This is a genomic window from Nocardia sp. NPDC049707 (genome assembly GCF_040674855.1).
GTDB lineage: Bacteria > Actinomycetota > Actinomycetes > Mycobacteriales > Mycobacteriaceae > Nocardia.
Genome location: NZ_JBFANN010000005.1, coordinates 201,710 through 226,481 on the forward strand (window position 1 = coordinate 201,710; position 24,772 = coordinate 226,481).

At 65.5% G+C, this 24,772-nt stretch carries 21 protein-coding genes; 15 read left to right on the plus strand and 6 right to left on the minus strand.

The genetic code is table 11. The features are described 5' to 3' along the window. Nucleotides 1-5: 5 nt before the first annotated feature. From AB0J29_RS08045 to AB0J29_RS08055, 3 genes are all read right to left on the minus strand, one after another. Entirely contained in the window at nucleotides 6-1,880 is a 1,875-nt protein-coding gene (locus AB0J29_RS08045; RefSeq protein ID WP_364781123.1) for an ABC transporter ATP-binding protein, read from the minus strand. Continuing rightward, nucleotides 1,877-2,833, minus strand: a complete 957-nt coding sequence (locus AB0J29_RS08050; RefSeq protein WP_364781126.1) for an ABC transporter permease — start codon at nucleotides 2,831-2,833, stop codon at nucleotides 1,877-1,879. The genes AB0J29_RS08045 and AB0J29_RS08050 overlap by 4 nt, the downstream gene beginning before the upstream one ends. Nucleotides 2,834-2,983: 150 nt before the next feature. Beyond that, nucleotides 2,984-3,961, minus strand: a complete 978-nt coding sequence (locus AB0J29_RS08055) for an ABC transporter permease (RefSeq protein ID WP_364781129.1) — start codon at nucleotides 3,959-3,961, stop codon at nucleotides 2,984-2,986. A gap of 160 nt (nucleotides 3,962-4,121) precedes the next feature. Between AB0J29_RS08055 and AB0J29_RS08060 the strand changes: the two genes are divergently transcribed. Together AB0J29_RS08060 and AB0J29_RS08065 are read left to right on the plus strand one after the other, a co-directional pair. After that, nucleotides 4,122-4,916 (plus strand): hypothetical protein, encoded by a 795-nt coding sequence (locus AB0J29_RS08060; protein ID WP_364781132.1) that lies wholly within the window; start codon nucleotides 4,122-4,124, stop codon nucleotides 4,914-4,916. Nucleotides 4,917-4,965: 49 nt separating this feature from the next. Beyond that, nucleotides 4,966-5,787 carry an HAD family hydrolase gene (locus AB0J29_RS08065; RefSeq protein WP_364781219.1) on the plus strand — a complete coding sequence of 274 codons (822 nt, stop codon included), beginning with the start codon at nucleotides 4,966-4,968 and terminating at the stop codon, nucleotides 5,785-5,787. 9 nt (nucleotides 5,788-5,796) lie between these two features. Here AB0J29_RS08065 and AB0J29_RS08070 read toward each other — a convergent pair whose 3' ends face one another. Further along, on the minus strand, nucleotides 5,797-8,049 hold the full coding sequence (locus tag AB0J29_RS08070; protein WP_364781135.1) for an N-acetylmuramoyl-L-alanine amidase: 2,253 nt from the start codon (nucleotides 8,047-8,049) through the stop codon (nucleotides 5,797-5,799). Between the two features lie 345 nt (nucleotides 8,050-8,394). On the opposite strand from AB0J29_RS08070, the gene AB0J29_RS08075 reads away from it, so the two are divergent. After that, nucleotides 8,395-10,038 carry a SpoIID/LytB domain-containing protein gene (locus AB0J29_RS08075; RefSeq protein ID WP_364781138.1) on the plus strand — a complete coding sequence of 548 codons (1,644 nt, stop codon included), beginning with the start codon at nucleotides 8,395-8,397 and terminating at the stop codon, nucleotides 10,036-10,038. Nucleotides 10,039-10,146: 108 nt separating this feature from the next. Here AB0J29_RS08075 and AB0J29_RS08080 read toward each other — a convergent pair whose 3' ends face one another. Beyond that, a complete protein-coding gene (locus AB0J29_RS08080; protein ID WP_364781141.1) occupies nucleotides 10,147-10,647 on the minus strand; it encodes a MarR family transcriptional regulator in 501 nt (166 codons plus the stop codon). Nucleotides 10,648-10,752: 105 nt separating this feature from the next. On the opposite strand from AB0J29_RS08080, the gene AB0J29_RS08085 reads away from it, so the two are divergent. The 5 genes from AB0J29_RS08085 to AB0J29_RS08105 all read left to right on the plus strand — a co-directional run bounded on the left by AB0J29_RS08085 (nucleotide 10,753) and on the right by AB0J29_RS08105 (nucleotide 14,514). Further along, entirely contained in the window at nucleotides 10,753-11,679 is a 927-nt protein-coding gene (locus AB0J29_RS08085) for an EamA family transporter (RefSeq protein ID WP_364781144.1), read from the plus strand. A gap of 74 nt (nucleotides 11,680-11,753) precedes the next feature. After that, the gene (locus AB0J29_RS08090; RefSeq protein WP_364781147.1) at nucleotides 11,754-12,515 is read left to right on the plus strand and encodes a MerR family transcriptional regulator; all 762 of its coding nucleotides are present in this window, start codon (nucleotides 11,754-11,756) and stop codon (nucleotides 12,513-12,515) included. 324 nt (nucleotides 12,516-12,839) lie between these two features. Beyond that, the gene (locus AB0J29_RS08095) at nucleotides 12,840-13,187 is read left to right on the plus strand and encodes a hypothetical protein (RefSeq protein WP_364781150.1); all 348 of its coding nucleotides are present in this window, start codon (nucleotides 12,840-12,842) and stop codon (nucleotides 13,185-13,187) included. Nucleotides 13,188-13,248: 61 nt separating this feature from the next. Beyond that, a complete protein-coding gene (locus tag AB0J29_RS08100; RefSeq protein WP_364781153.1) occupies nucleotides 13,249-13,788 on the plus strand; it encodes a hypothetical protein in 540 nt (179 codons plus the stop codon). Nucleotides 13,789-13,854: 66 nt separating this feature from the next. Further along, nucleotides 13,855-14,514 carry a hypothetical protein gene (locus AB0J29_RS08105; RefSeq protein ID WP_364781156.1) on the plus strand — a complete coding sequence of 220 codons (660 nt, stop codon included), beginning with the start codon at nucleotides 13,855-13,857 and terminating at the stop codon, nucleotides 14,512-14,514. A gap of 75 nt (nucleotides 14,515-14,589) precedes the next feature. Here AB0J29_RS08105 and AB0J29_RS08110 read toward each other — a convergent pair whose 3' ends face one another. Next, nucleotides 14,590-15,216 carry a TetR/AcrR family transcriptional regulator gene (locus AB0J29_RS08110; RefSeq protein WP_364781159.1) on the minus strand — a complete coding sequence of 209 codons (627 nt, stop codon included), beginning with the start codon at nucleotides 15,214-15,216 and terminating at the stop codon, nucleotides 14,590-14,592. Nucleotides 15,217-15,320: 104 nt separating this feature from the next. On the opposite strand from AB0J29_RS08110, the gene AB0J29_RS08115 reads away from it, so the two are divergent. From AB0J29_RS08115 to AB0J29_RS08145, 7 genes are all read left to right on the plus strand, one after another. Then, nucleotides 15,321-16,043: an SDR family oxidoreductase gene (locus tag AB0J29_RS08115; protein WP_364781162.1), complete on the plus strand. Its 723-nt coding sequence runs from the start codon at nucleotides 15,321-15,323 to the stop codon at nucleotides 16,041-16,043. Between the two features lie 208 nt (nucleotides 16,044-16,251). Further along, nucleotides 16,252-17,475, plus strand: a complete 1,224-nt coding sequence (gene glf, locus AB0J29_RS08120) for a UDP-galactopyranose mutase (protein WP_364781166.1) — start codon at nucleotides 16,252-16,254, stop codon at nucleotides 17,473-17,475. Beyond that, entirely contained in the window at nucleotides 17,472-19,553 is a 2,082-nt protein-coding gene (locus tag AB0J29_RS08125) for a glycosyltransferase (protein WP_364781170.1), read from the plus strand. The genes glf and AB0J29_RS08125 overlap by 4 nt, the downstream gene beginning before the upstream one ends. Next, nucleotides 19,553-20,179, plus strand: coding sequence for a phosphatase PAP2 family protein (locus AB0J29_RS08130; protein ID WP_364781173.1), 627 nt, complete (start codon nucleotides 19,553-19,555; stop codon nucleotides 20,177-20,179). The genes AB0J29_RS08125 and AB0J29_RS08130 overlap by 1 nt, the downstream gene beginning before the upstream one ends. Nucleotide 20,180: 1 nt before the next feature. Beyond that, nucleotides 20,181-21,113 (plus strand): decaprenyl-phosphate phosphoribosyltransferase, encoded by a 933-nt coding sequence (locus AB0J29_RS08135; protein ID WP_364781176.1) that lies wholly within the window; start codon nucleotides 20,181-20,183, stop codon nucleotides 21,111-21,113. A gap of 19 nt (nucleotides 21,114-21,132) precedes the next feature. Next, a complete protein-coding gene (gene zomB / locus AB0J29_RS08140; RefSeq protein ID WP_364781179.1) occupies nucleotides 21,133-23,097 on the plus strand; it encodes a flagellar motor control protein ZomB in 1,965 nt (654 codons plus the stop codon). A gap of 531 nt (nucleotides 23,098-23,628) precedes the next feature. Further along, nucleotides 23,629-24,636 (plus strand): alpha/beta hydrolase family protein, encoded by a 1,008-nt coding sequence (locus tag AB0J29_RS08145; RefSeq protein ID WP_364781182.1) that lies wholly within the window; start codon nucleotides 23,629-23,631, stop codon nucleotides 24,634-24,636. Nucleotides 24,637-24,772 lie beyond the last annotated feature (136 nt).

Here is a 24,772-nt window from a genome sequence, read left to right on the forward strand (position 1 = left end):
TCCCTCTATCGGCTGACGACCGGCACCGGGACCGCATCGATCAACGCCCGGGTGTAGTCGTTGCTGGGACGGTCGAAGATCTGTTCGGCGGGCCCGGCCTCGACGATCTTCCCGCGATACATGACCGCGATATCGTGGGCCAGATTGCGAACCACCGAAAGATCGTGCGAGACGAACAGATAGGACAAACCGTGTTCGGTCTGCAGGTTGCGCAGCAGATTCAGCACACCCGCCTGGATCGACACATCCAGTGACGACACCGGTTCGTCGAGTACCAGAATTTCCGGATCCAGCGCCAGCGCACGGGCAATGCTGATGCGTTGTTTCTGGCCGCCGGAGAAGTCCGCGGGATAGCGGTCGGCGTGTTCGGTCCGCAGACCGACCTGTTCGAGCAATTGCGGTACCCGCTTGGCGATTTCGTTGCGGGGCCGGCCATCGATGCGCATCGGTTCGGCGAGTACGTCGAAGATCGGCAGCCGCGGATCCAGTGCGGCAGTCGGATCCTGGAAGACGATCTGCATCTTCCGGCGTATCTCCCGCTTGCGTGCCTTGGTCAGGGTCGCGATATCGCTGCCCATGATCTCGATGCTGCCCGCTTGCGGCTGCACCAGGTCGAGAATCTGGGTGAGTGTGGTGGATTTTCCGGATCCGGACTCGCCGACCAGCGCCAATGTGCGTCCGGCCCGCACCTCGAAGCTGATGCCGTCGACGGCGCGGACCTCACCCTTGCGGCGCTTGAACACCACACCCGAGGTGATCGGATAGGTCTTCACCAGATCCGAAACCCGCAGCACCACCCGCTCATCGGTATCCGCTTCGGCGCTCGGCTCCGGAATTTCCTGGCGGTAGGCCGCGAACAGATCGGCGGCCGTGACTTCTGCGGTGCGGATGCAGGCGGCCGAATGGCCCGGATCGGTCTTCTCCAACGGCGGCTCGGCCACCCGGCAGTCATCGATCGCGATGGGGCAGCGCGGTGCGAACGAGCAGCCCGGCGGCAGTGCGTGCATGGCGGGCGGTGCGCCGACGATCGGGATCAGTGGGCTGCGCGGCGGACCGTCCATGCGCGGAATCGAGCCGAGCAGGCCGACCGTGTACGGCATCCGCGGTGCGGCGAAAAGCTCTGCCGTCGGCGCGGTTTCGACGATCTTCCCGGCATACATCACCGCGACCCGATCGGCGAGCGTGGCGGCGATGCCCATATCGTGGGTGATCATGATGACGCCAGCGCCCGTGATATCGCGGGCCTTGCGCAACAGGTTCAGGATCTGCTTCTGCACCGTGACATCGAGTGCGGTGGTCGGCTCATCGCAGATGATCAGCGCGGGATCATTGGCAATGGCCATGGCGATGACCACGCGCTGACGCATACCGCCGGAGAACTCGTGCGGAAATGCCTTGGCGCGCAATTCCGGTTCCGGAATACCGACCAGATCCAGCAGTTCGACGGCCCGCGCGGAGGCCTCTCGACTGGTCATATCCGTATGTGCGAGTAGGGCTTCGGCGACCTGATCGCCGACCCGATACACCGGCGTCAGCGCCGAGAGCGGGTCCTGGAACACCATGCTGATGGAACGCCCACGCAGCTTGGACATCTGGCGATCGCCGAGCCCGAGCAGTTCGCGGCCGCGCAGCCGGATGGAACCGTTGATTCGCGCCTGCTCCGGCAGCAAGCCGATCACCGCGAGCGAGGACACCGACTTACCGGATCCGGATTCGCCGACGATGGCGAGCACTTCGCCATCGGAGACGGTGTAGTTCACCCCGCGCACGGCGTCGATGCGGCCCTCCTCGCTGGGGAAGGAAACCCGCAGGTCGGAGACCTCCAACAGCGGTGCGGTGGAGTTCTTTTCGTTGGTGACCTGATCCGCTGGGTCCGTCATGCCGCTACCTTCTTTTCCGACCCAGTCTTCTTTTCCGACCCAGCCTTCTTGCGCGAACGAGCCCGTTTGGCACTGGGATCGAATGCGTCACGCAATCCGTCACCGATCAGATTCGCCGAAAGCACGATGACGATCAGCAGTCCACCGGCGAACATGAACAGCCAGGGGAAGGTGAGCGCCGACGCGGTGCCCGACGCGATCAGCGTGCCGAGCGAGACGTCCGGCGACTGCACGCCGAATCCGAGGAAGCTCAAACCGGTTTCGGCCATGATCGACGCGCCCACCGACAGCGTGGTATCGATGATCAGGATCGAGGCGATATTCGGCAGGATATGGCTCAGGATCACCGTCCTGGTCGGCGCGCCCATATACCGTGCGGCCTTGACGAATTCGCGTTCGCGCAGACTCATGGTCAGGCCGCGCACAATGCGCGCACTGATCATCCAGCCGAACACACTCAGCAGCAGGATCAGCAGCAGGATGGACCCGCTGCCCTTCGTCTTCGGCGCGAAAAGCGCGACGATGATGAAGCTCGGCACCACCAGCAGCAGATCGACCAGCCACATGATGGCCCGATCGGTGAAACCGCCGATGAGTCCGGCGATCGAACCGGTCAGCGCCGCGATCGTGGTGCTGATAACGGCGACGCAGAAGCCGATGATCAGCGATTTCTGCATTCCGCGCAGGGTTTGGGCGAATACATCGTGGCCGATGGCGTCGGTGCCGAAAGGATGTTCGGCACTCGGTGGCTTGCGCAGCGCCGTGCCATCGAGTTCCTGATAGTCCCAGGACCAGAAGTACGGCAGCACATAGGACGCCAGCACCAGGATCAGCAGCACGATCACACCGGCGACGGCGGCCTTATTGCGCAGGAAGCGGCGCAGCACGAGCCTGCGCCGACCGGTGGCGGCGGCCTCCGGCGCCCCTTGGACGATGATCTCGGCTTCGGTCACGACTGCGCCTCGCTAGCGCTCGGCTCCGTCGTGCCCGACGGTGCTGTGTTGATGGTTCGTTCGCTGCGCTCACTCACGACTCCGCCTCGCTAGCGCTCGGCTCCGTCGTGCCCGACGGTGCTGTGTTGATGGTTCGTTCGCTGCGCTCACTCACGACACACGCACCCGGGGGTCGAGGATCGCGTACACCACATCGGACAGCAGACCCGACACCAGCACCACCAGACCGGCGAATGCCGTCACCGTGACGACAACGTAGATGTCCTGGGCATTGATCGAATTGACCAGCCATTCACCGACGCCGTGCCAGCCGAAGATCTTCTCGGTGAAGGTCGCACCGGTGATCAATCCGCCGAGGCTGTAGGCGAACAGCGTCGCCATCGGGATCAGTGCGGTCCGCAGACCGTGCTTGTAGAGCGCCTTGCTGCGGGTCAGACCCTTGGCGCGGGCGGTGCGAATGAAATCGCTCTGCAGCACATCGAGCATGGCATTGCGCTGATAGCGGCTGTAACCGGCCATCGCGCCGAGGGCCAGACCGGCCGTCGGCAGCACCAGATGCTGGAGCCGGTCGAGCAATTGCGGGAAGAAACCGTTGATCTTGTTCGCCGAGGTCTCGCCGGTATAGAGGAAGATCTGCGATCCGGTGAGCGTATTCACTTCCAGCGCACCGTATTTCAACAAGGTGGCGAGCAGGAACACCGGTGTGCTCAGCACCAGCAGGGACACGACCGTGGTGAAGTAGTCGCTGAATTTGTATTGCCGGATCGCCCCCGCCGCACCGATCAAAACCCCGAGCACCGTACCGACAACCGAACCGATGATCAGCAGCCGCAGACTCACCAGCACCCGGCGCGGCAACTCCTCGCTGACCGGCTGTCCCGCCAGCGTCTCGCCGAAGTCACCCTTCGGGATGCCCTTCAGCCAGCTGATATAGCGCTGCGGGATCGGCTCGTTGAGATGCAGCTGTTCGGCCTTGGCATCGATCACCGCCTGCGGCGGACGTGGATTGCGCTGTTCGAGACTGTCCAGCGGCGTGAACGTCAGCGACGCCAGACTGAAAGTCAGGAACGAAGCCAGCAGCAACAGCACGACATAGTTGAACGCGCGTCGTAGCAGGAAGCCGGTCATCAGTCCTCTGGTCGTACGGCTGGTCGGGCCAGCATCGAGTATTAGTCCCCGATCATAAGGACGTGCGTGCGAGCGCGTGTGACACGTGTGAGATCGGCATGTCCTCTATCCTGGCGAGATCGATGCGTCCAGGATCTTCCCGACGCTCTGAGGGGATTTCATGAGTTATCCGCACTATGAGCCCTATCCATCGGCTCCTGCACCCGCATCCGGTGGCGGTACCGCGATCACGGCCGGGGTACTGGCGAGTATCGGCAGTGCGGGGCAATTGCTCGGCGGCGGATTCAATATCGTGCTCGGGCTCACCGACCTGGCCGCCGATCTTGCCGAATACGACTCGACCGGGCTGTTCGCGCAGCGCTGGGTCAAGACCTACATGCTGGTGGCCGGTTCGATCGCGGTGGTCACGGCGTTCCTGCTCGGTGTCGGCGCGGTGCTGCTGTTCACGAGGCGGCCGCTCGGTCGGGTCCTCGTCGTGGCCGGATGTGTGGTTGTGGTCGTCGCCGGGATCGCGGAGTACGCGGTAACCCTGCGCTACACCACCTCGGGCGGTGGTGCGGCCGCGATCAGCGGCGGTATCGGCGGCCTGGTCGGGCTGATCTTCCCGATCGTGACCGCGGTGCTCGCCCTGGTGCCCCCGACGATGCGCTGGCTCAACCACCACCCGGTCGCCACCCCACCTGTGGCGACGTACCCGCACGGACCCGCGGTCCCACCAGCCGGGTATCCCGTCGGGCCGACGCCCTATCCGCTGCAATATGGTCCCGCAGCTGGTGTTCCTGCCGCACAGCCGTATCCGCAAACAGGTACCGATCAGGCGGGCATGCAGCCGCCATGGGGGGCGAATCCGCAGGCAGCGCCGGTTTCGCTACCGCCGGATCTGGCGAAACGACCGCCCGACCCGACGCTGCGGGCCGATGACTCCCTATGGCGTCGACCACCGTCGCAGGGATAGCCGCGACCTCGCCGAGATGGTCTTCCGGCAGGATGGAATAGTGACGCGCCTGCATCTGCCCAAGCCGAAGATGGTTGCCACCGATGTGGACGGCACCCTCATCAATCACGACGAGCGGGTCACCGCACGAACCAAGGCGGCCGTTGCTGCCATGATCACCGATGGGGTGCCATTCGTACTCGCGACCGGACGGCCGCCGCGCTGGATCGATCCGGTGGTCGAGGGGTTGGGTTATGCGCCGCTGTGCGTCTGTGGCAACGGCGCGGTGATCTATGACAGCGCCGCCGACCGGGTGCTCGCCAGCCGGACCCTGGACGTGGACACTCTGGCCTGGATCGCCGACCTCGCCGAATGCGCGCTGCCCGGCTGCGGCCTCGCCGCCGAACGCGTCGGCGCCAGTGCGCATGACGCGGTGACGCCGCAATTCGTGAGTTCGCCGGAATACGAACATGCCTGGCTGAATCCGGATGACACCGAGGTCTCGCGCGCCGAGGTCATCGATGCGCCCGCGATCAAAATGCTGGTTCGCCTACGCGGCACCCCCAGCGCCGACATGCGCGCGGTCCTCGCACCGCTGATCGGCGACCGCGCCGATATCACCTACTCGACCGATCACGGCCTGATCGAAATCTCCGCCCCCGGCGTCACCAAGGCCTCCGGTCTGACCACCGTTGCCGAACACCTCGGTGTCGAACATTCGGCGATCATCGCGTTCGGCGATATGCCCAACGATGTTCCGATGCTCACCATGGTCGGTCACGGCGTCGCGATGGCCAATGCGCATCCGGAGGCGATCGCCGCCGCGAACGAGGTCACGGCGGCGAACTTCGACGACGGTGTGGCGCAGGTGCTCGAGCGCTGGTGGGTCTGAACGGTTCGGTCAGCTGGCCGGTGCGGGCGCGGGCTCTGGTGCGCTCACCTGGCCGACCGGGTTGCGGTTGACCTGCTGTTGGTAGGTGTCGTTGTAGGTCTTCCAGACCGTGCTGACGATGCCGGTCAGTTGGTTGAGAATCAATGAGCCGTACTGGAAGTCGGCGCGCAGCCCGTCCGGCACCGCGTAGCCATTGCTCATCGGCAACCCGAGCACACCGGCATCGGCGCCGAGGGCGAGGAAGCGATTCAGGATCGCGCCGAGCACCTCGAACACCTGACCATTCGGGCCGGTGTAGACGTACCCGTTGACGAACTTCGCGTACTGCTGCCCCTGCGCGGCGGGCAGCGGCTCCGAGACCGCCGCGCCGAGCGGACCATTGGGACCGCCCTTATCGGCCCAGTGTTTGGCGATCGCATTCTGCCTCACCATGCCGAGCAGCTTGGCCGTGAGTGCGGCCAGCGTGGCGATATCGTCCTCGGTCTGGGGAACGGAATGCGGCTGCGGTTGCTGGGTTGCCGGCGCCTGTGCCTGTTGTTGCGGTTTGGGGAAGGTGCCGGACGGCGCCGGTATGCCCGCCGCGATATCCCGGATGCGATCCATAAGGGCGTAGGCGGAATCACCGGGGCAGCTGGTATTGCCGACGTCGCGGTGTGAGAACACCACCGGCAGCCGGACCGCTTCACCCTGCGCATAGGGGGTGAATTCGGTGCCCTCGGAGTACATCGTGGTGTAGCCCTTGGGATCCAGACCCGCGATCTTGGACCGCCACCCGATGAACCGGCCGATCGCATTGATCGCCTCGTCCGAAGGTTCCTCGGATTCGTAGTTGCCCATCAGTGCGACGCCCGCGGTGTTCTCGTTGAACCCACCCGCGTGCGCGCCCTGCACCGGACGATCCAGTCCGCCGAAGCGGCCCTCGAAGATCTGGCCGTACTTGTCGACCAGTGCGTTGTAGCCGATATCGCACCAGCCCAAGGTCTTCGCGTGATAGGTGTAGATCGCGCGGACGATGCCCGCCGATTCCGCCGGGGTGTAGTCGTTGCGACCGGCGGTGTGATGCACGGTGAGGCCGCCGAGCTGGTCGTCGTAGGTGGGGTCCTCGCAGCGGATGGATTCGTCCGCACCCCACTGGGATCGGGTGATGACATTGGGTCCGCCGCCGGGCAGCCCAGCGGCGACATCATTGAGTGCGCCATCGATCGCGCCGCGACCCGGATCGATGAGCACGGCCGTCAGCGCGGCGGCGGTCTGGGCCGGATCATCGGAACGTCCGGCGACCGGAGTGGGCAGCATCGGCACGGCGCCCTCCGCGTCACCCGCGACCGGGGTACGCGGCACGGCCGTCACGGCCGGCTTGCGGGTCACCAGGACCTGCACGGACTTGGTATTGCCGACGTAGATCGGTTCGGTACCGGTGGTGCCGCCCGTCGCTCGATCGTTGCGCCGAGTGTCGACGGCGTCGGCGTCATACCAGGGACCCCAGGTGCCATCGGTCTGGCGGGCCCGGACCAACGCCTTGGTATCGACCAGATCGTGCGCGGTCAGTGCCACGACGCTGAACGGGGTATCGCGGCTGATTTCCTTGACCTGCGCGCCGACCTGGCTGAGCAGTTCCGGCGGGACGGCGCCGGGTGACAGTGCCGGTGTGTCGGGGGTGATGTCGGGTTCGACCTGGGTGGGATCGGCGATGAAAGCGGCGGCCGGAGAACGGCCTTGGGTTGGGGTTGTGTCCTGCGTTGTGGCGGGGGTCTGACCTGGGACGGTTTGGCCCGGAGTGGTGTGGCCTGGAGTGGTTTGACCAGGAAGCGATTGGCCGGGGGCGCTCTGGCTTGGAACGGATTGTCCGGGAACCGATTGGCCCGGCAGCGATTGGCCCGGCAGCGATTGGCCCTGTGTGCTCTGTCCGGAATCGAGTTTGGGCAGTGGAATTTCCTTCGGTAGCTCGACACCGGGCGGCAGCGGCAAACCCTGCGGTACCGGAATGGATTCCGGAATCGGCAGCATGCGTAGATCCGAAAGGTGCAGATCAGGCAGGTTGAGACCGGTGAGTTCGCGCAGCGGGAGGGTGATGTCGGGCACTGTCGTCAGGACCACCTCGGCCAACTGCGCGGGGACTGCGGCGAGTTCGCTACCACCGGTGGTCGAGCGGTAATCGGTCGAGTCGCTCAGCGTGAAAGTCGCGAGCGGAGCCGCTACCGCAAGAGTGGTGACAACCGGGAGCACGTAGGAACGTTTCGGTTTGCGGTACGGCACGAGCATCTCCAATCAGGTCGAACCGAGCGATCATCTGCCTGAATGTCAAAGTTGCTTCCTGATGCATCAACAACCACACTAGTTGACAACTATCACAAATCTAAACCTCTGGTTGAGGATTATGCGGTGATTGCTCGAATGTAGCTCTCGAATGGCGACCGGATGGAACGACATGCCGACAGGTATCGAACCGATCAGGTCCTGGAAAACCGTGGGAGTGAACGGATGCGAAGCAAACGGCACCGGAATGACACGACGCGGGGGGAGCGAAAATTGCGGGTGAAAACGCGGGCGCTGCGCGGACGAATTGGCAGGCGGTGGATATCGGGAACTCCGATATCCTCGCTTCCGGTGCTGGTCACCGGTGGTGCGGCCGTGCTGGCCGGTACCGTTCTCGCGTGCTCGGTCCGGCCTACCGAAACCCTGGTCCGGCCGCTGGCCGGACCGGGCCACGGGCGCGGAATGAGTCAGATCGGCGCGTTCGACAGTGCCCTGGACGGCTGGGCCGCCGAGCGGATCCTCGACTACTACTACCCGGGCGCGACGCTCAGCAAAATCTCGGCGACCACCGTCGGCGTGCGGTTGCTCGCCCAGGACGACTCGACGCTGGACGCCTATGCCGACGCCGGATTGCGAGTCGCGGGCACAATGCTCCCGCCCGGCCAGGTCGCGCATCTCACCGCACTGCCCAATGGCGGCGCGCATGTGGTTGTCACGGTTGGCTGTGACGGTGCGGTGCTGTGGCAGACCACGACCGCCGACCCGTGGATCTATCCGCTCAATCCGCGCCAAAACCGCCCCGCCGCCGAACATCTGACGTTGTGCGGCGGTTCCGCATATCGCGGCTCGCTTGGTGTTGCTATGGACAACGGCGAGGCGCGCACGGTGAATCGCGTGGACGTCGAGGACTATCTGCTCGGCGTCGTGCCCGCCGAAATACAGGCCAACTGGGTTGACAAGGGTGCGACGGAAGCCATTCGCGCACAAGCGATCGCGGCGCGTTCGTACGCGTTGGCCGAGCACCGCTACCCGTACGCGCAGACCTGCGATACCACCGACTGCCAGGCGTATCCCGGTACCGCCAAGGAGGATCCGCGCGTGGCCGATGCCATCGCCTCGACCGCGGGGACTGTGCTTCTGCGGGACGGTCGGATTCTGCGTTCGGAGTACTCCTGCGCACCGGACGGTGGGCAACCGGCCGATATCTACGCCTTCGATGTCGGACCGACGCCCGCTGAACTCGGCACCCCCGTGGTCGGTGCGGGTACACCCGTGGATCCGCGCAAGCAGACCCTCGTCGTCGACTCCCCGATCGATGCCGAATATCGCCGGATCGGCGGCGCGAGCAGCGCCCTCGGCCAGCCGCTCGGGCCGGAGCTGGCGCTCTCCGAAAACGCCGGTACCTACCGGCTTTTCACCAATGGCGTCATTATCGCGACGCCGACGCTCGGCGCCCGAGTCGTCGACTTCGCGACCCTGATGCAGTTGGTGCCGGATTCGCATCAGGGTAAAGCGGGCGCCACCGCGCCGCCGGGAAGTCATGAGCATGCCGTACCGCGCGGCACAAGCGGCAACTCGGAAAGCGCAGTGCCCCGTGGTGCGCCCGAAGGCGTGCTGCCTGGCGGCAATAGATCGCCCGAGGTGCCGGGTGGTGCACATGGCTCGCCCGAAGGCGTGCTGCCGAATGGCGCGAGTGCAGGCATGCTGCCTGGCGGCGGCATCGTGCCTGAGAGCGCGTTGTCGAGCGGCGCGAGTGGCGCGCCCGAAAACGCAGTGCCGGGCGGCAACGCCCGGTCCGAGAGCGCCGTGCCCGGCGGCGGCAGTGTCCTGCCCGGGAGCGCGCCGCTCGGAGGTGCGCTCGTGCCCGGAAATGCTGTGTCGCCGGGACGTTCTGCCGTGCCAGGTGGTGTCGCGGCGCCGGAGGATTCGGTGCCGCCGGGGAGCGCGGTGCCCGGAGGTGCGCTCCCGGGCCGATACGGTCATCGAGGCCGGTAGTCCCGAGGGTTGCGTTGCGTGCCTGTTCGGCCGCTGGGCGCGACTTCTGCGTGATTGACGCTATTGGCGAGTTCGCCTGCGCGACATAGGGGTTGGGCAGGTGTCGAATCAGGACGACGCGGTATCGCCCAGTGATTCGGTCAGGGTGCGCAGCAGATCCGCCAGATGATCGCGGTCCTGTTTATCCAGCGGGGCGAGCAGCCGCTGCTCATTCGCCATGTGCAGGGGGAGTAGCTCGTCGATCACGGTGCGGCCCGCTGCGGTTAGTTGGACGCGGATCGCTCTGCGGTCCCCCGGGCATGGCGCGCGCTCGACCAACCCCTTGGCGGTGAGGCGGTCGATGCGGTTGGTGATGGCGCCCGAGGTGAGCATGGCGACCTGATTCAGTGCGCCTGCGGAGAGTCCGTCCGCGCCGCCGGAGCGTCGCAGTGTCGCGAGCATGTCGACCTCCCAGAGCTCGAGTCCGTGCCCGGCGAAGAACTTTTTCAGGTCCTGTTCCAGCAGGCGCGACAATCGCTGGATACGTCCGATCACCGCCATCGGTGACACGTCGAGGTCCGGCCGTTCCCGGTTCCAGTGCTCGGTGAACAGATCGATCGCGTCGGCCACAGCGTCCTCCCCATAGGAATTATCTCAACGTTAATCTACTTGACGTTGAGGCATGTCAACGAGTAGATATTTCAACGTTGAGATTATCAATGAGGAGCGACCAATATGACAACAACGACCGCCGCGCGTAACTCGTACGCCGGCACCCTGGCGCTCGCCGCACTCGCTCCGCTCGCGTGGGGCTCCACCTATGCCGTGACCACCGAATTCCTGCCGCCGGACCGCCCGCTCTTCACCGCGTTGCTGCGCGCACTGCCCGCCGGACTCGTGCTGCTCGCCATCACCCGTGTACTGCCGCGCGGGATCTGGGTCGGGCGCGCCGCCGCCCTCGGTGTCCTGAACATCGGCGCGTTCTTCCCGTTGTTGTTCCTGGCCGCCTACCGGCTGCCCGGCGGAGTCGCCGGTGTCCTCGGCGCGGTCGCGCCGATGTTCGCACTGGCCTTCGCGACTGTCGTCCTCGCCGAAAAACCGAACGGGCGCAAGGTGATCGCGGGCCTGATCGGCGTATTCGGGGTCGCACTCGTGGTGCTGCGCGCCAATGCGCAACTCGATACGGTCGGTGTCATCGCCGGACTCGCCGGCGCGGCATCCATGGCGATGGGCACCGTGCTCACCCAGCGCTGGGGTCGCCCCGAGGGTGTCGGACCGCTCGCGATCACCGGCTGGCAGCTCACCGTGGGCGGGCTGTTCATCGCACCGCTCGCCTTCCTGATCGAGGGCGCGCCGCCCGCGCTCGACGGCCGGGCCGTCGGTGGCTACCTGTACCTCGGCGTCATCGGCACCGCATTGGCGTACTTCCTCTGGTTCCGCGCCATCGCCGAAGTGTCCGCGACCTCGGTCGCCTTCCTCGGACTGCTCAGCCCGGTATCGGCGGCCGTGATCGGGTGGATCGCACTCGGTCAGGCGCTGAGCCCGGTGCAGGTGCTGGGACTCGGTATCGCGCTCGGCGGCACGCTGCTCGGCCAGATGGTCGCCAAGCCGCGGATCGCACCGGCCGTGGTGGTGCCGCGAGTGCCGGTCGAGGCACGCTAGCCGAAAGGGTTGACCTTGACGCAGCGTCAACTCGCAAGCTGGTGGTACCGACGAGAAGGAAGGGAGAACAGGTCATGGGAACGGGCGTCGAATGGTCCATCCAGGATCTGGCCAAGGCGGCCGGTACCACCAGCCGAACGCTGCGCCACTACGGGCAGCTCGGGCTGCTGCCGCCGAGCCGGATCGGCGCCAACGGCTACCGCTACTACGACCAGGACTCCCTGGTTCGGCTGCAACGCATCCTGCTGCTGCGCGAACTCGGTCTCGGCCTTCCGGTCATCGCCGAAGTTCTCGCGGGCGAACAGGACACCGCCGCCGCGCTGCGCACGCACCTGGAATTGCTTCGGCAGGAACAGGATCGGATCCGGCGCCAGATCGAGTCGGTGACCACCACACTGCACAAGACCGAACGAGGTGAACAACTCATGGCAGCAGAGATTTTCGACGGTTTCGACCACACTCGGTACCAGGATGAGGTGATCGAACGCTGGGGCAAGAACGCCTACGAAAGCGCCGACCGCTGGTGGCGCTCGCTCAGCGAGGCGGATAAGCAGGCGCACTTCCAGACCCACCTGGATATCGCCGCCGACTACGGCCGGGCGCATGCCGCCGGACTCGCCCCCGACAGCGATGCGGTCCAGGCCATCGTCGCGCGCCACTGCGACTGGATTCGGATCGGTTCCCAGCCTTGCCCTTCGTACGAGTATTTCACCGGACTCGGCGAAATGTACGTCGCCGACCCGCGCTTCGCGGCCAACTACGAAGTACACGGCACAGGCACAACCGAATTCGTACGCGACGCGATGCAGGCATACGCTGAAGCCAACCTCCGGTAGCGCGCGAAAACTCGCGTGCCCCAGAGAATCGAGTAGGGCGTCCGCACGTTGTGTGCGGGCGCTCTTTCGCGATAGCCCAGTAGCTGCTCGATCGCGGTGGTGGGACGTGGCTGGGCAAACGTCACGTGGGGGTCCGTTCGATAAACAGCCGAACTGGTTGTGGGGCGGTAGGATTCGCGATGCGAGAGGGGGATTTCGATGAATTATCCATACCCTGGGCCGGGGCGTGCTCTGCCTTCGTCCGCCTTTGGTCGTCCGCAAGCCGGACCCAGCGGCGCCAGCGCGATCGTCGCGGCAGCCTTATCGCTGATCTTCGGATCAGTTATGGCACTGGGGACCTTGTCCGCGGGCATGTACGCGTTCGGTGATCTCGACCGGCAGTATCTGTCCGGCGAGGTGGTCGGCACTGTTGTGGGCGGCGGCATCGGTGCTTCTTTCTGGTTACTCGGTGCGGCACTACTGTTCCTGCGCATGACAGCCGGACGAGTCCTGGTGATCATCACGTCCGCGCTTTGTCTGAGCTTCGCCGTCGCCCAGGTCGTACACGTCAGGGACAAATTGGATCTCATGGCGTTCGCGCTGATTATTGCGCTTGGGCCGCTGGTCACGCTCGTCCTCGCCGTCGTGCCGTCTACCGGCCGCTGGATTGCGGCAAAGCCGCGACGCTACTGAGGCGGAACTCAGCCCGGCCTAGGATCGAATCGTCCGCAACTACTGGGGAGGAGCGTCGACGATGTTGTACCGGAGTGGCGATCGGCCGCCGCGCGGGCTGGTCGCGCAGCTCGGCGCGGCGCTTGCGGTGCTGTATGGGTTGGGGAGCCTGGTCGGGGGCATATCGCTCGTCGCCGATTTCATCGATGATCGAAGCCGGTTCGACAATTCGCTCGTCATCTTCACCACGCTCGGGGCGGCGCTGATGGCCGCTGCCATGATCTTCGGCGGTATCCAGCTCTGGCGTCGAGACGAGGCCGGGCGATACACGCTGATCGTCGTGTCCGGGCTGTCGATCGCGATCGGCATTGTCGGACTTGCTGTTTCGCTCACCGATTACGAATTCGGCCTCGGCATCTTCTGGTGGCCCACCGCCGACCACCCGATCTGGGCGTCCCCCTGCTTCGGTCTGGTCGGCCAAATGACCGCCCTGATCCAGAAAAACCTGCTCCGCACCGCAATAGACCTCGTCCAACCCCTCCTCATCCTCGCCCTGTGTGCCAACAGAATCGCCGCCAGCTGGACCGCCACCCGCCCGTCCCACCCCACACTGACCCACTGACCGCACACGTCGATCGAAACGGCTGGGCGCGGTACAGTTTCGCGATCGCAGTGGACGGAGATCTCGATGGGTTATCCATACGGCCAGCCCGGACAGCCGGGTTACGGTCAGCAACCGTCGTTCGGCTATCCACCGCAGCAGCCCGCAAGGGGTGGCACCGGGATCACCGCAGGTGTGCTCGCATTGGTTGCCGGGGGCCTCAATGCAGTGGGGGCCACGGTGGTCGTGGCGATCGATTCCAAGGTCCACGGTTCGGGCAAGGTGCCATTCGCCGCGATCGAGGCCGGATTCATCGCATTGGTCCTGATCGTCGGCGGCATCCTGCTGCTCTGCCGGTTGACCATCGGACGAGTGATGGTGCTCCTGGGCTGCGCGCTGGCCCTGGTGGACATGAGTATCGGCGTGGTCATGTCCGCCACCCTCGGTGTGCTCAGTCCGACATCGGTGCTGGGCTTTGCCCTAATACTCCCGACGACGGTACTGGCCGCAGTCGGGTCGACCGGCCGCTGGATCGCGGAGCGTCGCCGTCCGCAGGTGCCGCCGCCGTACGGTCAGCCGGTTCAGCCATATGCGCAACCTGTGTCCGATGGTCAGCCCGTCCAGCCGTCGGCTACGCCGTATGCGCAGCCCGCGCCGTTCGGTCAGCCTGCGCCGCACGGTCAGCCGGATCCCTATCAGCAGCCCGGGCAGTATCAGCAGCCGCAGCCGCCATATCCATATCAGTGACCGGTGGCCTCGGGTCGTCTCGGTGCTGATTGCTGATGGGCAAGCGCCGCGAGCGCTTTCGGGTGCGCGGCGGTGTCAGCCTTTGAGTGCCTGCATCAGTTGATCTTCGGTGATGGGGGGCACCGGGAGGGGGTGGGCGGCGCTGGCTCGGAGGCCGTCCAGGACCAGGGCGAGGTGGCGGCGCCAGGCGTCGGGGGCGATTGTGCCGGTGGCCTCGATGATGCGGGTGTGCGACCAGGTGATGAAGGCGATGTCCTCCAGGACCCAGTCGGGGCGCAGGGCGCCGGACTCTATAGCGCGAGTGATGATTTGGCGCATCAGGCCGTGGCCGTATTCCTGGGCGCGGGCAATCGCGGGGCTCGGGGCGACGCGCAGCGCGAGGTCGCTGAGTAGGCGGTCGGCGGCCTGGAGTTCGCAGACCTTCTCGACCAGGTAGACGAAAGCGTCCCAGGGGTCCGGGATTTCGATCGCCTCCTCGGCAATGCGGCCACCCGCCTCGATGCGGTCCTCGACGGCCGCGGCGATGAGGTCGTCGCGGGTGGGGAAGCGGTTGTAGAGCGTGCCGATGGCCACGCCGGCGCGGGCGGCGACTTCCTTGAGCGGCGCGTCCAGGCCGCGTTCTTCGAAGACCTCGCGGGCGGCGTTGACGAGCGCGGCCCGGTTGCGTTGGGCATCGCTGCGTAACGGCTTGTCCACGGGCATTCGCCGATCCTACAAATCCGGTACAAGATTTATCTTGAGCATAGGTTCAAGTTAATGCTAGCGTCGACGCTAACTTGAACCATTGCTCAACTTAGCGAGGAAGTATGACCAAGACGATCGCGATATTCGGCTTCGGGCCGGGGCTCGGCATGGGGACCGGACGGCGGTTCGGTCGGGAAGGTTTCCGAGTGGCGGTCATCGGCCGGAATCCGGAGAAGGCTCGCGGACATGTCGCGGAGCTGGCCGCCGAAGGCATCGAGGCCGCGGCCTTTCCGGCCGATCTCACCGACGAGAAGCAGCTGTACCGCGTGGTCGATGACATCACCGACACGTTCGGCCGGATCGATGTCGCGATGCACGGCGCCGCGGGCGATGTGGCCGACCGGATCCCGACAACTCTCGATGTCGATGCCGCCAACCTGCGTGTCCCGCTGGAATTGAAGGTCTACTCACCGATGTGGATGACCCGCGCGCTCGCACCCGCGATGATCGAGCGCGGCGCGGGGGCGCTGCTGTTCTCATCCGGATACTCCGACCGGTATCCGGTTCCGTACCTGTCCAATTTTGGCGTCGCGCTCGGGGCGCAGCGCGCCTACGTTCGTCAGCTCGCAGTCGAACTGCAAGGCACCGGCGTCTATGTCGGCCTGCTCAATATCGGCGTGCTGATCGGCAACAGCAAGGCCGAGCGCCTGGTCGACGAGCAGCCCGAACTGTTCCCGGCTGGACTGGAGTTCGTCCGCATGACCAATGACGAACTGGGCGAACACTATTGGCGCATGTACATCGACCGCGATGCCGTCGAGTCGGATATCGGCTTTCCGGAGTAACTCATACTCGGGCCGGTGGCGGCCACCGGATCGCCCTGCGGCTGGACATGTGATCATGTTCGGGTCCGTATGCAATAGCCGCTTTGTTGCCACGGCGCTATTCGTTTCGGCGAACTCCAGGAGAAATTCCGATGGCATCCGTTGGTGAGTGCGCGCAGGTCGCGACTCCACCCGGCCCGCGCGCGGACTTCCGATACGCTGGGCACCCGTGACCGTCGCATCGTCCCCGGGTAATTCCGCAAACTCCTTCGATCTGATCGTCGTCGGCTCCGGCTTCTTCGGGCTGACCGTCGCCGAACGCGCCGCCAATCTGCTCGGTAAACGGGTGCTGGTGATCGATCGGCGCTACCACCTCGGCGGCAACGCCTATTCGGAGCCGGAGCCGCAGACCGGGATCGAGGTGCACAAGTACGGGGCGCACCTGTTCCACACCTCGAACAAGCGAGTGTGGGACTACGTGACCCAGTTCACCGAGTTCACCGGCTACCAGCACCGGGTCTTCGCGATACACAAGGGGCAGGCCTACCAGTTCCCCATGGGACTCGGTCTGATCTCCCAGTTCTTCGGCCGCTACTTCACGCCCGAGGAGGCGCGCAAGCTGATCGCCGAACAGGCCTCGGAGGTCGCGACCAAGGACGCGCAGAACTTCGAGGAGAAGGCGATCTCGCTGATCGGCCGTCCGCTCTACGAGGCGTTCATGCGCGATTACACCGCCAAGCAGTGGCAGACCGATCCGCGGGAATTGCCTGCGGGCAATATCACCCGCCTGCCGGTGCGCTACACCTTCGACAACCGCTACTTCAACGACACCTACGAGGGCCTGCCCAAAGAGGGGTATACGAAGTGGCTGGAGAATATGGCCGCCTCCGAACTCATCGAGGTCCGGCTGAACACCGACTGGTTCGACGTGCGCGAGCAGATCCGCGCCGAGAATCCGGACGTCCCGGTCGTCTACACCGGACCGGTGGACCGCTACTTCGACTACAGCGAGGGCGAACTCGGCTGGCGCACCATCGATTTCGAGACCGAAGTGCTCGAAACCGGTGATTTCCAGGGCACCTCGGTGATGAACTACAACGATGCGGATGTGCCATACACCCGCATTATCGAACCGCGGCACTTCCACCCGGAGCGCGACAGCTACCCGACCGACAAGACCGTGATCATGCGCGAATTCTCGCGCTTCGCACAGACCGGTGACGAGCCGTACTACCCGATCAACACGCCGGAGGATCGCGCCAAGCTCACCGCGTACCGGGCGCTGGCGAAGAAGGAAACCGCAACGGCGAAGGTGCTTTTCGGTGGTCGCCTCGGTACCTACCAGTACCTGGATATGCATATGGCGATCGGCAGTGCGCTGAGCATGTTCGACAATGTCCTGCGGCCGCACCTGGAGTCGGGCGAAGCTCTTTCGGATGAAAGCGACGAATGACCTCCCAATTGATCCTGGAAGATATGACCACCGAAACCCGCGCGAAGTCGCTGCTGCAGCGCATCATCCTGCCCCGGCCCGGTGAACCGCTGGACGTGCGCACCCTCTACCTGGAGGAGTCGCCGACCAATGCCCGGCGCGCGCACGCCACCACCCGCACCTCGCTGTCGGTGGGCGCGGAGTCGGAGGTGTCGTTCTGCACCTACTTCAATGCGTTGCCCGCGAGCTACTGGCGTCGCTGGAGCATCCTGAAGTCGGTGGTGCTGCGGCTCGAACTCGCCGGGCACGGTCGCGTCGACGTCTATCGTTCGAAGGCAGACGGTTCGCGAATCCACGTGCAGGGCAAGGAATTCGCGGTCGCGATGGCGGCGACGGGCCCGGAGGCGGTAGCGGAGCGTGACCACGGAGGGGCCCGGGAGCGTCGCGAATTCGACGCTGCGGCGCGAGCGACGGGCCCGGAGGCGGTAGCGGAGCGTGACCACGGAGGGACCCGGGAGCGTCGCGAATTAGACACTGCTACCGAATCGGTGCACGTGGAATTCGAAATCGACTTCGGCCCGTTCGAGGACGGCGGCTGGATCTGGTTCGACATCACCACCGATACCGCCGTCACACTGCTCGCCGGCGGGTGGTACGCACCGGTCGAGGCACCCGGCGAGGGCACCATCGCGGTCGGCATGCCGACCTTCAATCGGCCGACCGATCTGGTGAAAACCCTTGGCGCGCTCGGCTCGGACCCGCTGGTGCTTGCGCAGATCGCCGCGGTCATCGTCGCCGATCAGGGCAACCGCAAGGTGGTCGACGAGCCCGGCTTCGCCGAGGCCGCCGCGGTGCTCGGCGATCGGCTCGCCATTCGCAATCAGCCCAACCTCGGCGGTTCGGGTGGCTACAGCCGGGTCATGTACGAGGCGCTGAAGACCACCGATGCCCAGTACATCGTCTACATGGACGACGATATCGAGATCGAACCCGATTCGATCCTGCGCGCGCTGGCCTTCGCCCGGTTCGCCAAGTCGCCCATGCTGGTCGGCGGGCAGATGCTCAATCTGCAGGAGCGCTCACACCTGCACAGCATGGGTGAGGCCGTGGACCGCGGCATCTTCATGTGGACCTCCGCGCCGAATGTCGAATACGACCACGATTTCTCGAAGTACCCGCTCAAGGACCGCGACAACTCCAAGCTGCTGCACCGGCGCATCGACGTCGACTTCAACGGCTGGTGGACCTGCGTGATCCCACGCCAGGTCGCCGAGGAGATCGGGCAGCCGCTGCCGCTCTTCCTGAAGTGGGACGATGTCGAATACGGGCTGCGCGCACGCGATCACGGTTATCCCACTGTCACCCTGCCCGGCGCCGCCGTCTGGCATATGGCCTGGAGCGATAAGGACGACGCGATCGACTGGCAGGCGTACTTCCACCTGCGCAACCGTCTCGTGGTCGCCTCGCTGCAGCTGCCGGGCAACGGTCGCGGCATGGTCGTCAATACCGTCAAGGCGACCCTGAAACACCTGCTCTGCCTGGAGTATTCGACGGTCGCCATCCAGAACCTGGCGATCAAGGACTTCCTCGCCGGCCCGGAACGACTGTTCCAACTGCTGCCGAGCGCCCTCGGCGTGGTGCACGAAATGCGCAAGCAGTATCCGGACGCGGTCATCCTGCCGTCCTCCACCGAGCTGCCGCTGGCCAGCCACATCGGGGTCGGCGCGGTCGGCGAACCGGCGAATCCGATTGCCAAGGTGATGCGCCTGGCCAAGGGCGTCGTGCACAACTTGCGCCCGGCCGAGCCCGAGCACCATGACCGTCCGCAGCTGAATGTGCCGACGCTGGATGCCCGTTGGTTCCTGCTCTCGCAGGTCGACGGCGTCACCGTTACCACCGCGGACGGGCGCGGCGTGGTCTACCGCAAGCGTGATCCGCGCCAGGCCCTCGGCCTGTTCAAGGAGGCCATGCGGCTGCGCAAGGAATTGGCCGCCCGCTTCCCGGAGATGCAGCAGCGCTACCGCGCCGCCCATCCGATGCTGACCAGCACGGCGGCCTGGGAGAAAGTCTTCGGCATCGATACGAAGGGTGAACAGTAGTGAGTCTGGAAGCCATGGCCGCGGACGACAACACCGCGGTGCACCCCAGTGCGAACGGCCACGGCGGCCCGGTATCCGCGGTGCCGTCGGCGCCACAGCCGCCCGAGGTCAAGATCATCAACGCGGTCCAGGCGACCATCGGCACCAAGCCCGAGGTGATCAAGGCCGCGCGCGGCATGTCGCACTTCGGTGAGCACGCGCTCGGTTGGATCGGCATCGCGGCGGCGGGCTGGCTCGTCGACAAGCCGCGGCGACGGCAGTGGGCCGGGGTCGCGGTTGGCGCGGTCGGTGCGCACGCGGCATCGATCGTCATCAAGCGGATCGTCCGGCGCCCGCGCCCGAATGATCCATCGGTGCAGGTCAACGTCTCGACGCCGAGCAAGCTGAGCTTTCCGTCCTCGCACGCGACCTCGACCACGGCAGCGGCGGTATTGCTCGGCAGACTGACCGGGCTACCCTTGCCTGCGGTGCTCGTGCCGCCGATGCTGCTCTCCCGGGTTGTGCTCGGGGTGCACTATCCCTCCGACGTGCTCGCCGGTTCCGCGCTCGGCGCCGCGTCCGCCGCTGTTGTGCTTGCCGCCGAAAAGAGACTCGATAGTGACCGCACAAGAAAAGACCTTGGTTGACATGAGCGAAGAGCCGACCAGCACGGACCTGGCCGAAGCGGTCGTCAAGGGCCCGCCCAAGACACTGGCCAGCGGGCTGTTCAAGGCGATCCGCCCACGTCAGTGGGTCAAGAACGTGCTGGTGCTCGCCGCGCCGCTGGCAGCTGGTCCGGATACCGCGAGCGAACTGAGCGTGCTCGGCCATGTCGGCATCGCCTTCGTGGTCTTCTGCATGGCGGCCTCGGGCATCTACCTGGTCAACGACGCACTCGACGTGGAGGCCGACCGGGCGCACCCGACCAAGCAGTTCCGCCCGATCGCCGCGGGCGTCGTCCCGGTGAATCTGGCCTACGCGCTCGCGGTGGTGCTGTTGCTCGGCTCGATCGCCGCATCGTTCCTGGCCTCCTGGCATCTGGCCGTGGTGATGACCGTCTACATCGGCATCCAGCTGGCCTACTGCTTCGGTCTCAAACACCAGGCGGTGCTGGACATCTGCATCGTGTCCTCGGGCTTCCTGCTGCGCGCTGTCGCCGGTGGCGCGGCCGCGAATATCGAACTGTCGCAGTGGTTCCTGCTGATCATGGCGTTCGGCTCGCTGTTCATGGCCGCGGGTAAGCGCTACGCGGAACTACAGATCGCGCTCAGCACCGGCGCCAAGATCCGCAAGTCGCTGGAGTACTACACACCGACGTATCTGCGCTTCATCTGGACTCTGGCCGCGACCGCAGTGGTGGTGTTCTACGGCCTGTGGGCGTTCCAACAGGACAGCCTGAAGCACACGAATTGGTTCGCACTCTCGATGGTTCCGTTTACCATCGCAATCCTGCGTTACGCGGTCGACGTCGATGGCGGCGAGGCCGGTGAACCCGAAGAGATCGCGCTGGGGGATCGCATCCTCCAGTTCCTCGCAATCGCCTGGATCGGAGCGGTAGGTGTCGCTGTCTATCTCACCTGATGAAGTGTTGGTAGAGGAAGTGGAGCGAACAGAGCAAGTAACGGAGGAGCCGGCCGAAGGGTCGGCTCGTTCGGCCTTGCGGTTCGCCTGGCTATCCCGAGCCACCTTCGTCGGTGGGATCGCGCTCACCGTCGTTCTCTTCTCGGTCGGCGCCTGGCAGCGCCGCTGGATCGCCGACGACGGCCTCATCGTGCTGCGCACGGTGCGGAATCTGTTGGCGGGTAACGGGCCGGTCTTCAACGAGGGCGAGCGCGTCGAGACCAATACCAGCACCGCGTGGACCTATCTGGTGTGGTTCTTCAGCTGGCTCACCAGGGCCAGGCTGGAGTACGTCGTACTGGGTGTCGCGCTGACGGTGTCGATGTTGGCGATCGTCTTCGCCATGCTGGGCGCCGCGCGGCTGTGGGGCGGCGCTGCACGGCCACGCTCCGCTACCGCCTCCGGGCCCGTCGCTCGCGCCGCAGGATCGGCGCTGCTGCTGCCCGCGGGCGTATTCGTTTACATCGCCTTGCCGCCCGCCCGTGACTACGCCACCTCCGGTCTGGAGAGCGGTCTGGTCATCTGCTGGCTGGGCCTGCTGTGGTGGCAGCTCATGCGCTGGAGTCAGGCCGAGCGGGTGCAGCTGCCCGCGCTGTTCGGGCTGGTGTTCCTTGCCGGACTCGCACCGCTTATCCGTCCGGAGATGACGCTGGTCGGCGCGCTGTCGCTGCTGATGATCTTCCTGGCCCCGATGCCGTCGTCCCGGCTGCGCCCGATCGTCTTGCGCACCTTGATCGTTGTCGCCGCCGGACTGGTGCCGATGTGCTACCAGGTCTGGCGGATGGGCTACTACGGCCTGCCCTATCCGAATACCGCGGTCGCCAAGGACGCCGGCGGCGCCAAGTGGGGTCAGGGCTTCAAATACCTCTGGGATCTGGTCGGCCCGTACTACCTGTGGGTGCCGCTGCTGGTGCTGCTGGTCCTCGGCATCGTCGCGGGCCGTTCGGCGCGTACCGCAAACGAAGGCAAGGACGAGCGCCGCTGGACCGTGCGTCGGGTACGCGAGTGGCTGCGCTCGCCGAGCGCGGTGGTCGCGCTCATGCTCGGCAGCGGATTCGTCCTGACGATCTACGCCCTGCGCGTCGGCGGTGACTTCATGCACGGCCGGATGCTGCTGCCGCAGTTGTTCTGCTTGTTGCTGCCGGTCGCCGTGGTGCCGATCCGGCTGCCCGAGCGCGGTCTGCGTACGGCCACCGCGCAGGATTGGTCCTTCGCGGTGATCGCGCTCGCGCTGCTCGGAACCGCGGGCTGGGCGCTGTTCGCGGCCAACACCACCGCCATCAAGACCGGCACCAAGATCAGTGCCTCCGGCATCGTCGACGAGCGTGTCTACTACGTCCTCAATACCGGTCACGACCATCCGATCCTGGCCGAGGACTACCTGGACTACCCGCGCGTGCGGGCCATGGTGAACAACATCGCCGAAACCCCCGACGGCGGGCTGCTGCTGAACTCGCCGTCGTTCATGTTCTGGTACGTCGCGCCGCCGCCGCAGCCGATTCCCGAGGGTGGCGCCGGGCATACCGTCTACTTCCTGAACCTCGGCATGACCAGCATGAACGTTCCGCTGGACGTGCGCGTCATCGACCAGATGGGCCTGGCCTATCCGCTTGCCGCGCACAGCGACCGGCTCACCGACGGCCGGATCGGCCATGACAAGAGTCTGTATCCGGACTGGGTCGTGGTGGATCTCGGCATGGTCGATCGGCACCCGTGGATGCCCTGGTACATGGACGAGAAGTGGGTCACCCAGGCTCGCACCGCCATGAGCTGCCCGGACACCGTGGCACTGAACATCTCCTACCGGGACCCGCTCACCTGGGGTCGCTTCAAGCACAACCTGCTGCACGCACTGCACTTTGCGAAATACCGGATCGATCGCGTGCCGAAGTACGAGATCGAGCGATGCGGGCTCGTGGATCCGTACCCGCAACCGCAACGCTAGCGATTGCTTGCAGATCGCTCGAAAGGGTCAGCTAGCGATTGCTTGCAGGTCGCTCGAGAGGGTCGGCTAGCGATTGCTTGCGGGTCGCTCGAGAGGGTCGGCTAGCGATTGCTTGCGGGTCGCTCGAGAGGGCCAGCCAGCGATTGCTTGCAGGTCACTCGAAAGGCCAGCTCAGACGCACCTCCAGTCACACTGGGCCCATGGACCTCCATGGGCCCAGTTCTTTCACCGATCGGCGTCGCTGACGATTGCCTGTGGGTCGCTCAACAGGATCGGTTGAACGTGGCGCAGATCGCTTTTATCTCTTTTTGATAACGCCACCGCATCGATAAAGCGATATGGTGCGTGGGTACGCCTGTTGAGGCGTTCCGATTCGATATGGGCCCATCCAGTGGTCAACGTAGAGACGCGGTCCAAGTACGACCGAATAACGAAAGGCCTGAAAAGATGCGAGGCGTGATCGGGCGAAGGACGCAGAGTGGACGTCTGATAACCCGGAGAGCTGGTTCGTGGCTCAAGCGGTCGGTGCTGATGTCGCTGGCTATCTTGCTGCCGCTCGGGATGTCGGTAGCAGGTCCGGCGGGCTCCGCTTCGGCGGCGTTCAACCCGGACGGCTTCGATTTCTGGGTGGATTCCAGCATGGGGCCCATCAAGTCGCGGATCTTCCGCGCCGCGGACGGCAACACCGGGCGCGTGGTGTACGCGCTGGACGGCATGCGGGCCCGTAGCGACCTCAGCGGCTGGGAGATCGAAACCGAGGTCGCCCGTGAGCTGACCAAGTGGAATATCAATGTCGTCATGCCGGTCGGCGGTCCGTCCAGTTTCTACGCGGACTGGAACGCGCCGGGTAACTTCCTGGGCCTGAGCACCGGTTCGTCGGGTTCGGCCAGCGGCTCGTCCTCCGGGTCGGCGATGACCGGTTCCTCGGGGTGGAACGAGACCCTCGGCAAGTCGAACACCTACAAGTGGGAGACCTTCCTCACCAGCGAACTGCGCAACGCGCTGCGGGACCGTCTCGGCTTCAGCCCGACCCGCAACGGTGTCTTCGGCCTGTCCATGGGCGGCAGCGCCGCGCTGACCCTCGCGGCCTACCACCCGGACCAGTTCGTCTATGCCGGTTCGTACTCCGGCTACCTGAACATCTCCGCGCCGGGTATGCGTGAGGCGCTGCGCCTCGCGATGATCAGCGCGGGCGGCTACAACATCGACGCGATGGCACCGCCGTGGGGCGCCCAATGGCTGCGCATGGATCCGTTCGTCTTCGCGCCGCGACTGATCCAGAACAACACCCGGCTCTGGGTGGCCGCCGGTAGCGCACTGCCCGGTCCGTCCGATGTGAGCTCGCCGATGGATATCGTCCAGGGCGTGCCGCTGGAGGCGCTCGCACTGGTGAACACCCGGGCCTTCCAGGTTCGGATGGCGACGCTGGGTGCGCAGAATGTCACCTACGACTTCCCGTCCGTGGGCATTCACAACTGGCACAACTGGGAGGCCGAGGTCTACCGGATGATCCCGGATCTCTCCGCCCACATCGGCTGAGTTGGATTTGCCGCGCCTGCGGCGCGGCGTGTTCGCGGCCCCCTTCTGTCTCGCGTCCGAGTCGTCGAGACTCGCTCGGCCAGCAGGTCGGGCGTATTCTGTGCTGAGTCCCAGAGGTGTATGCGAAGTGACCGTC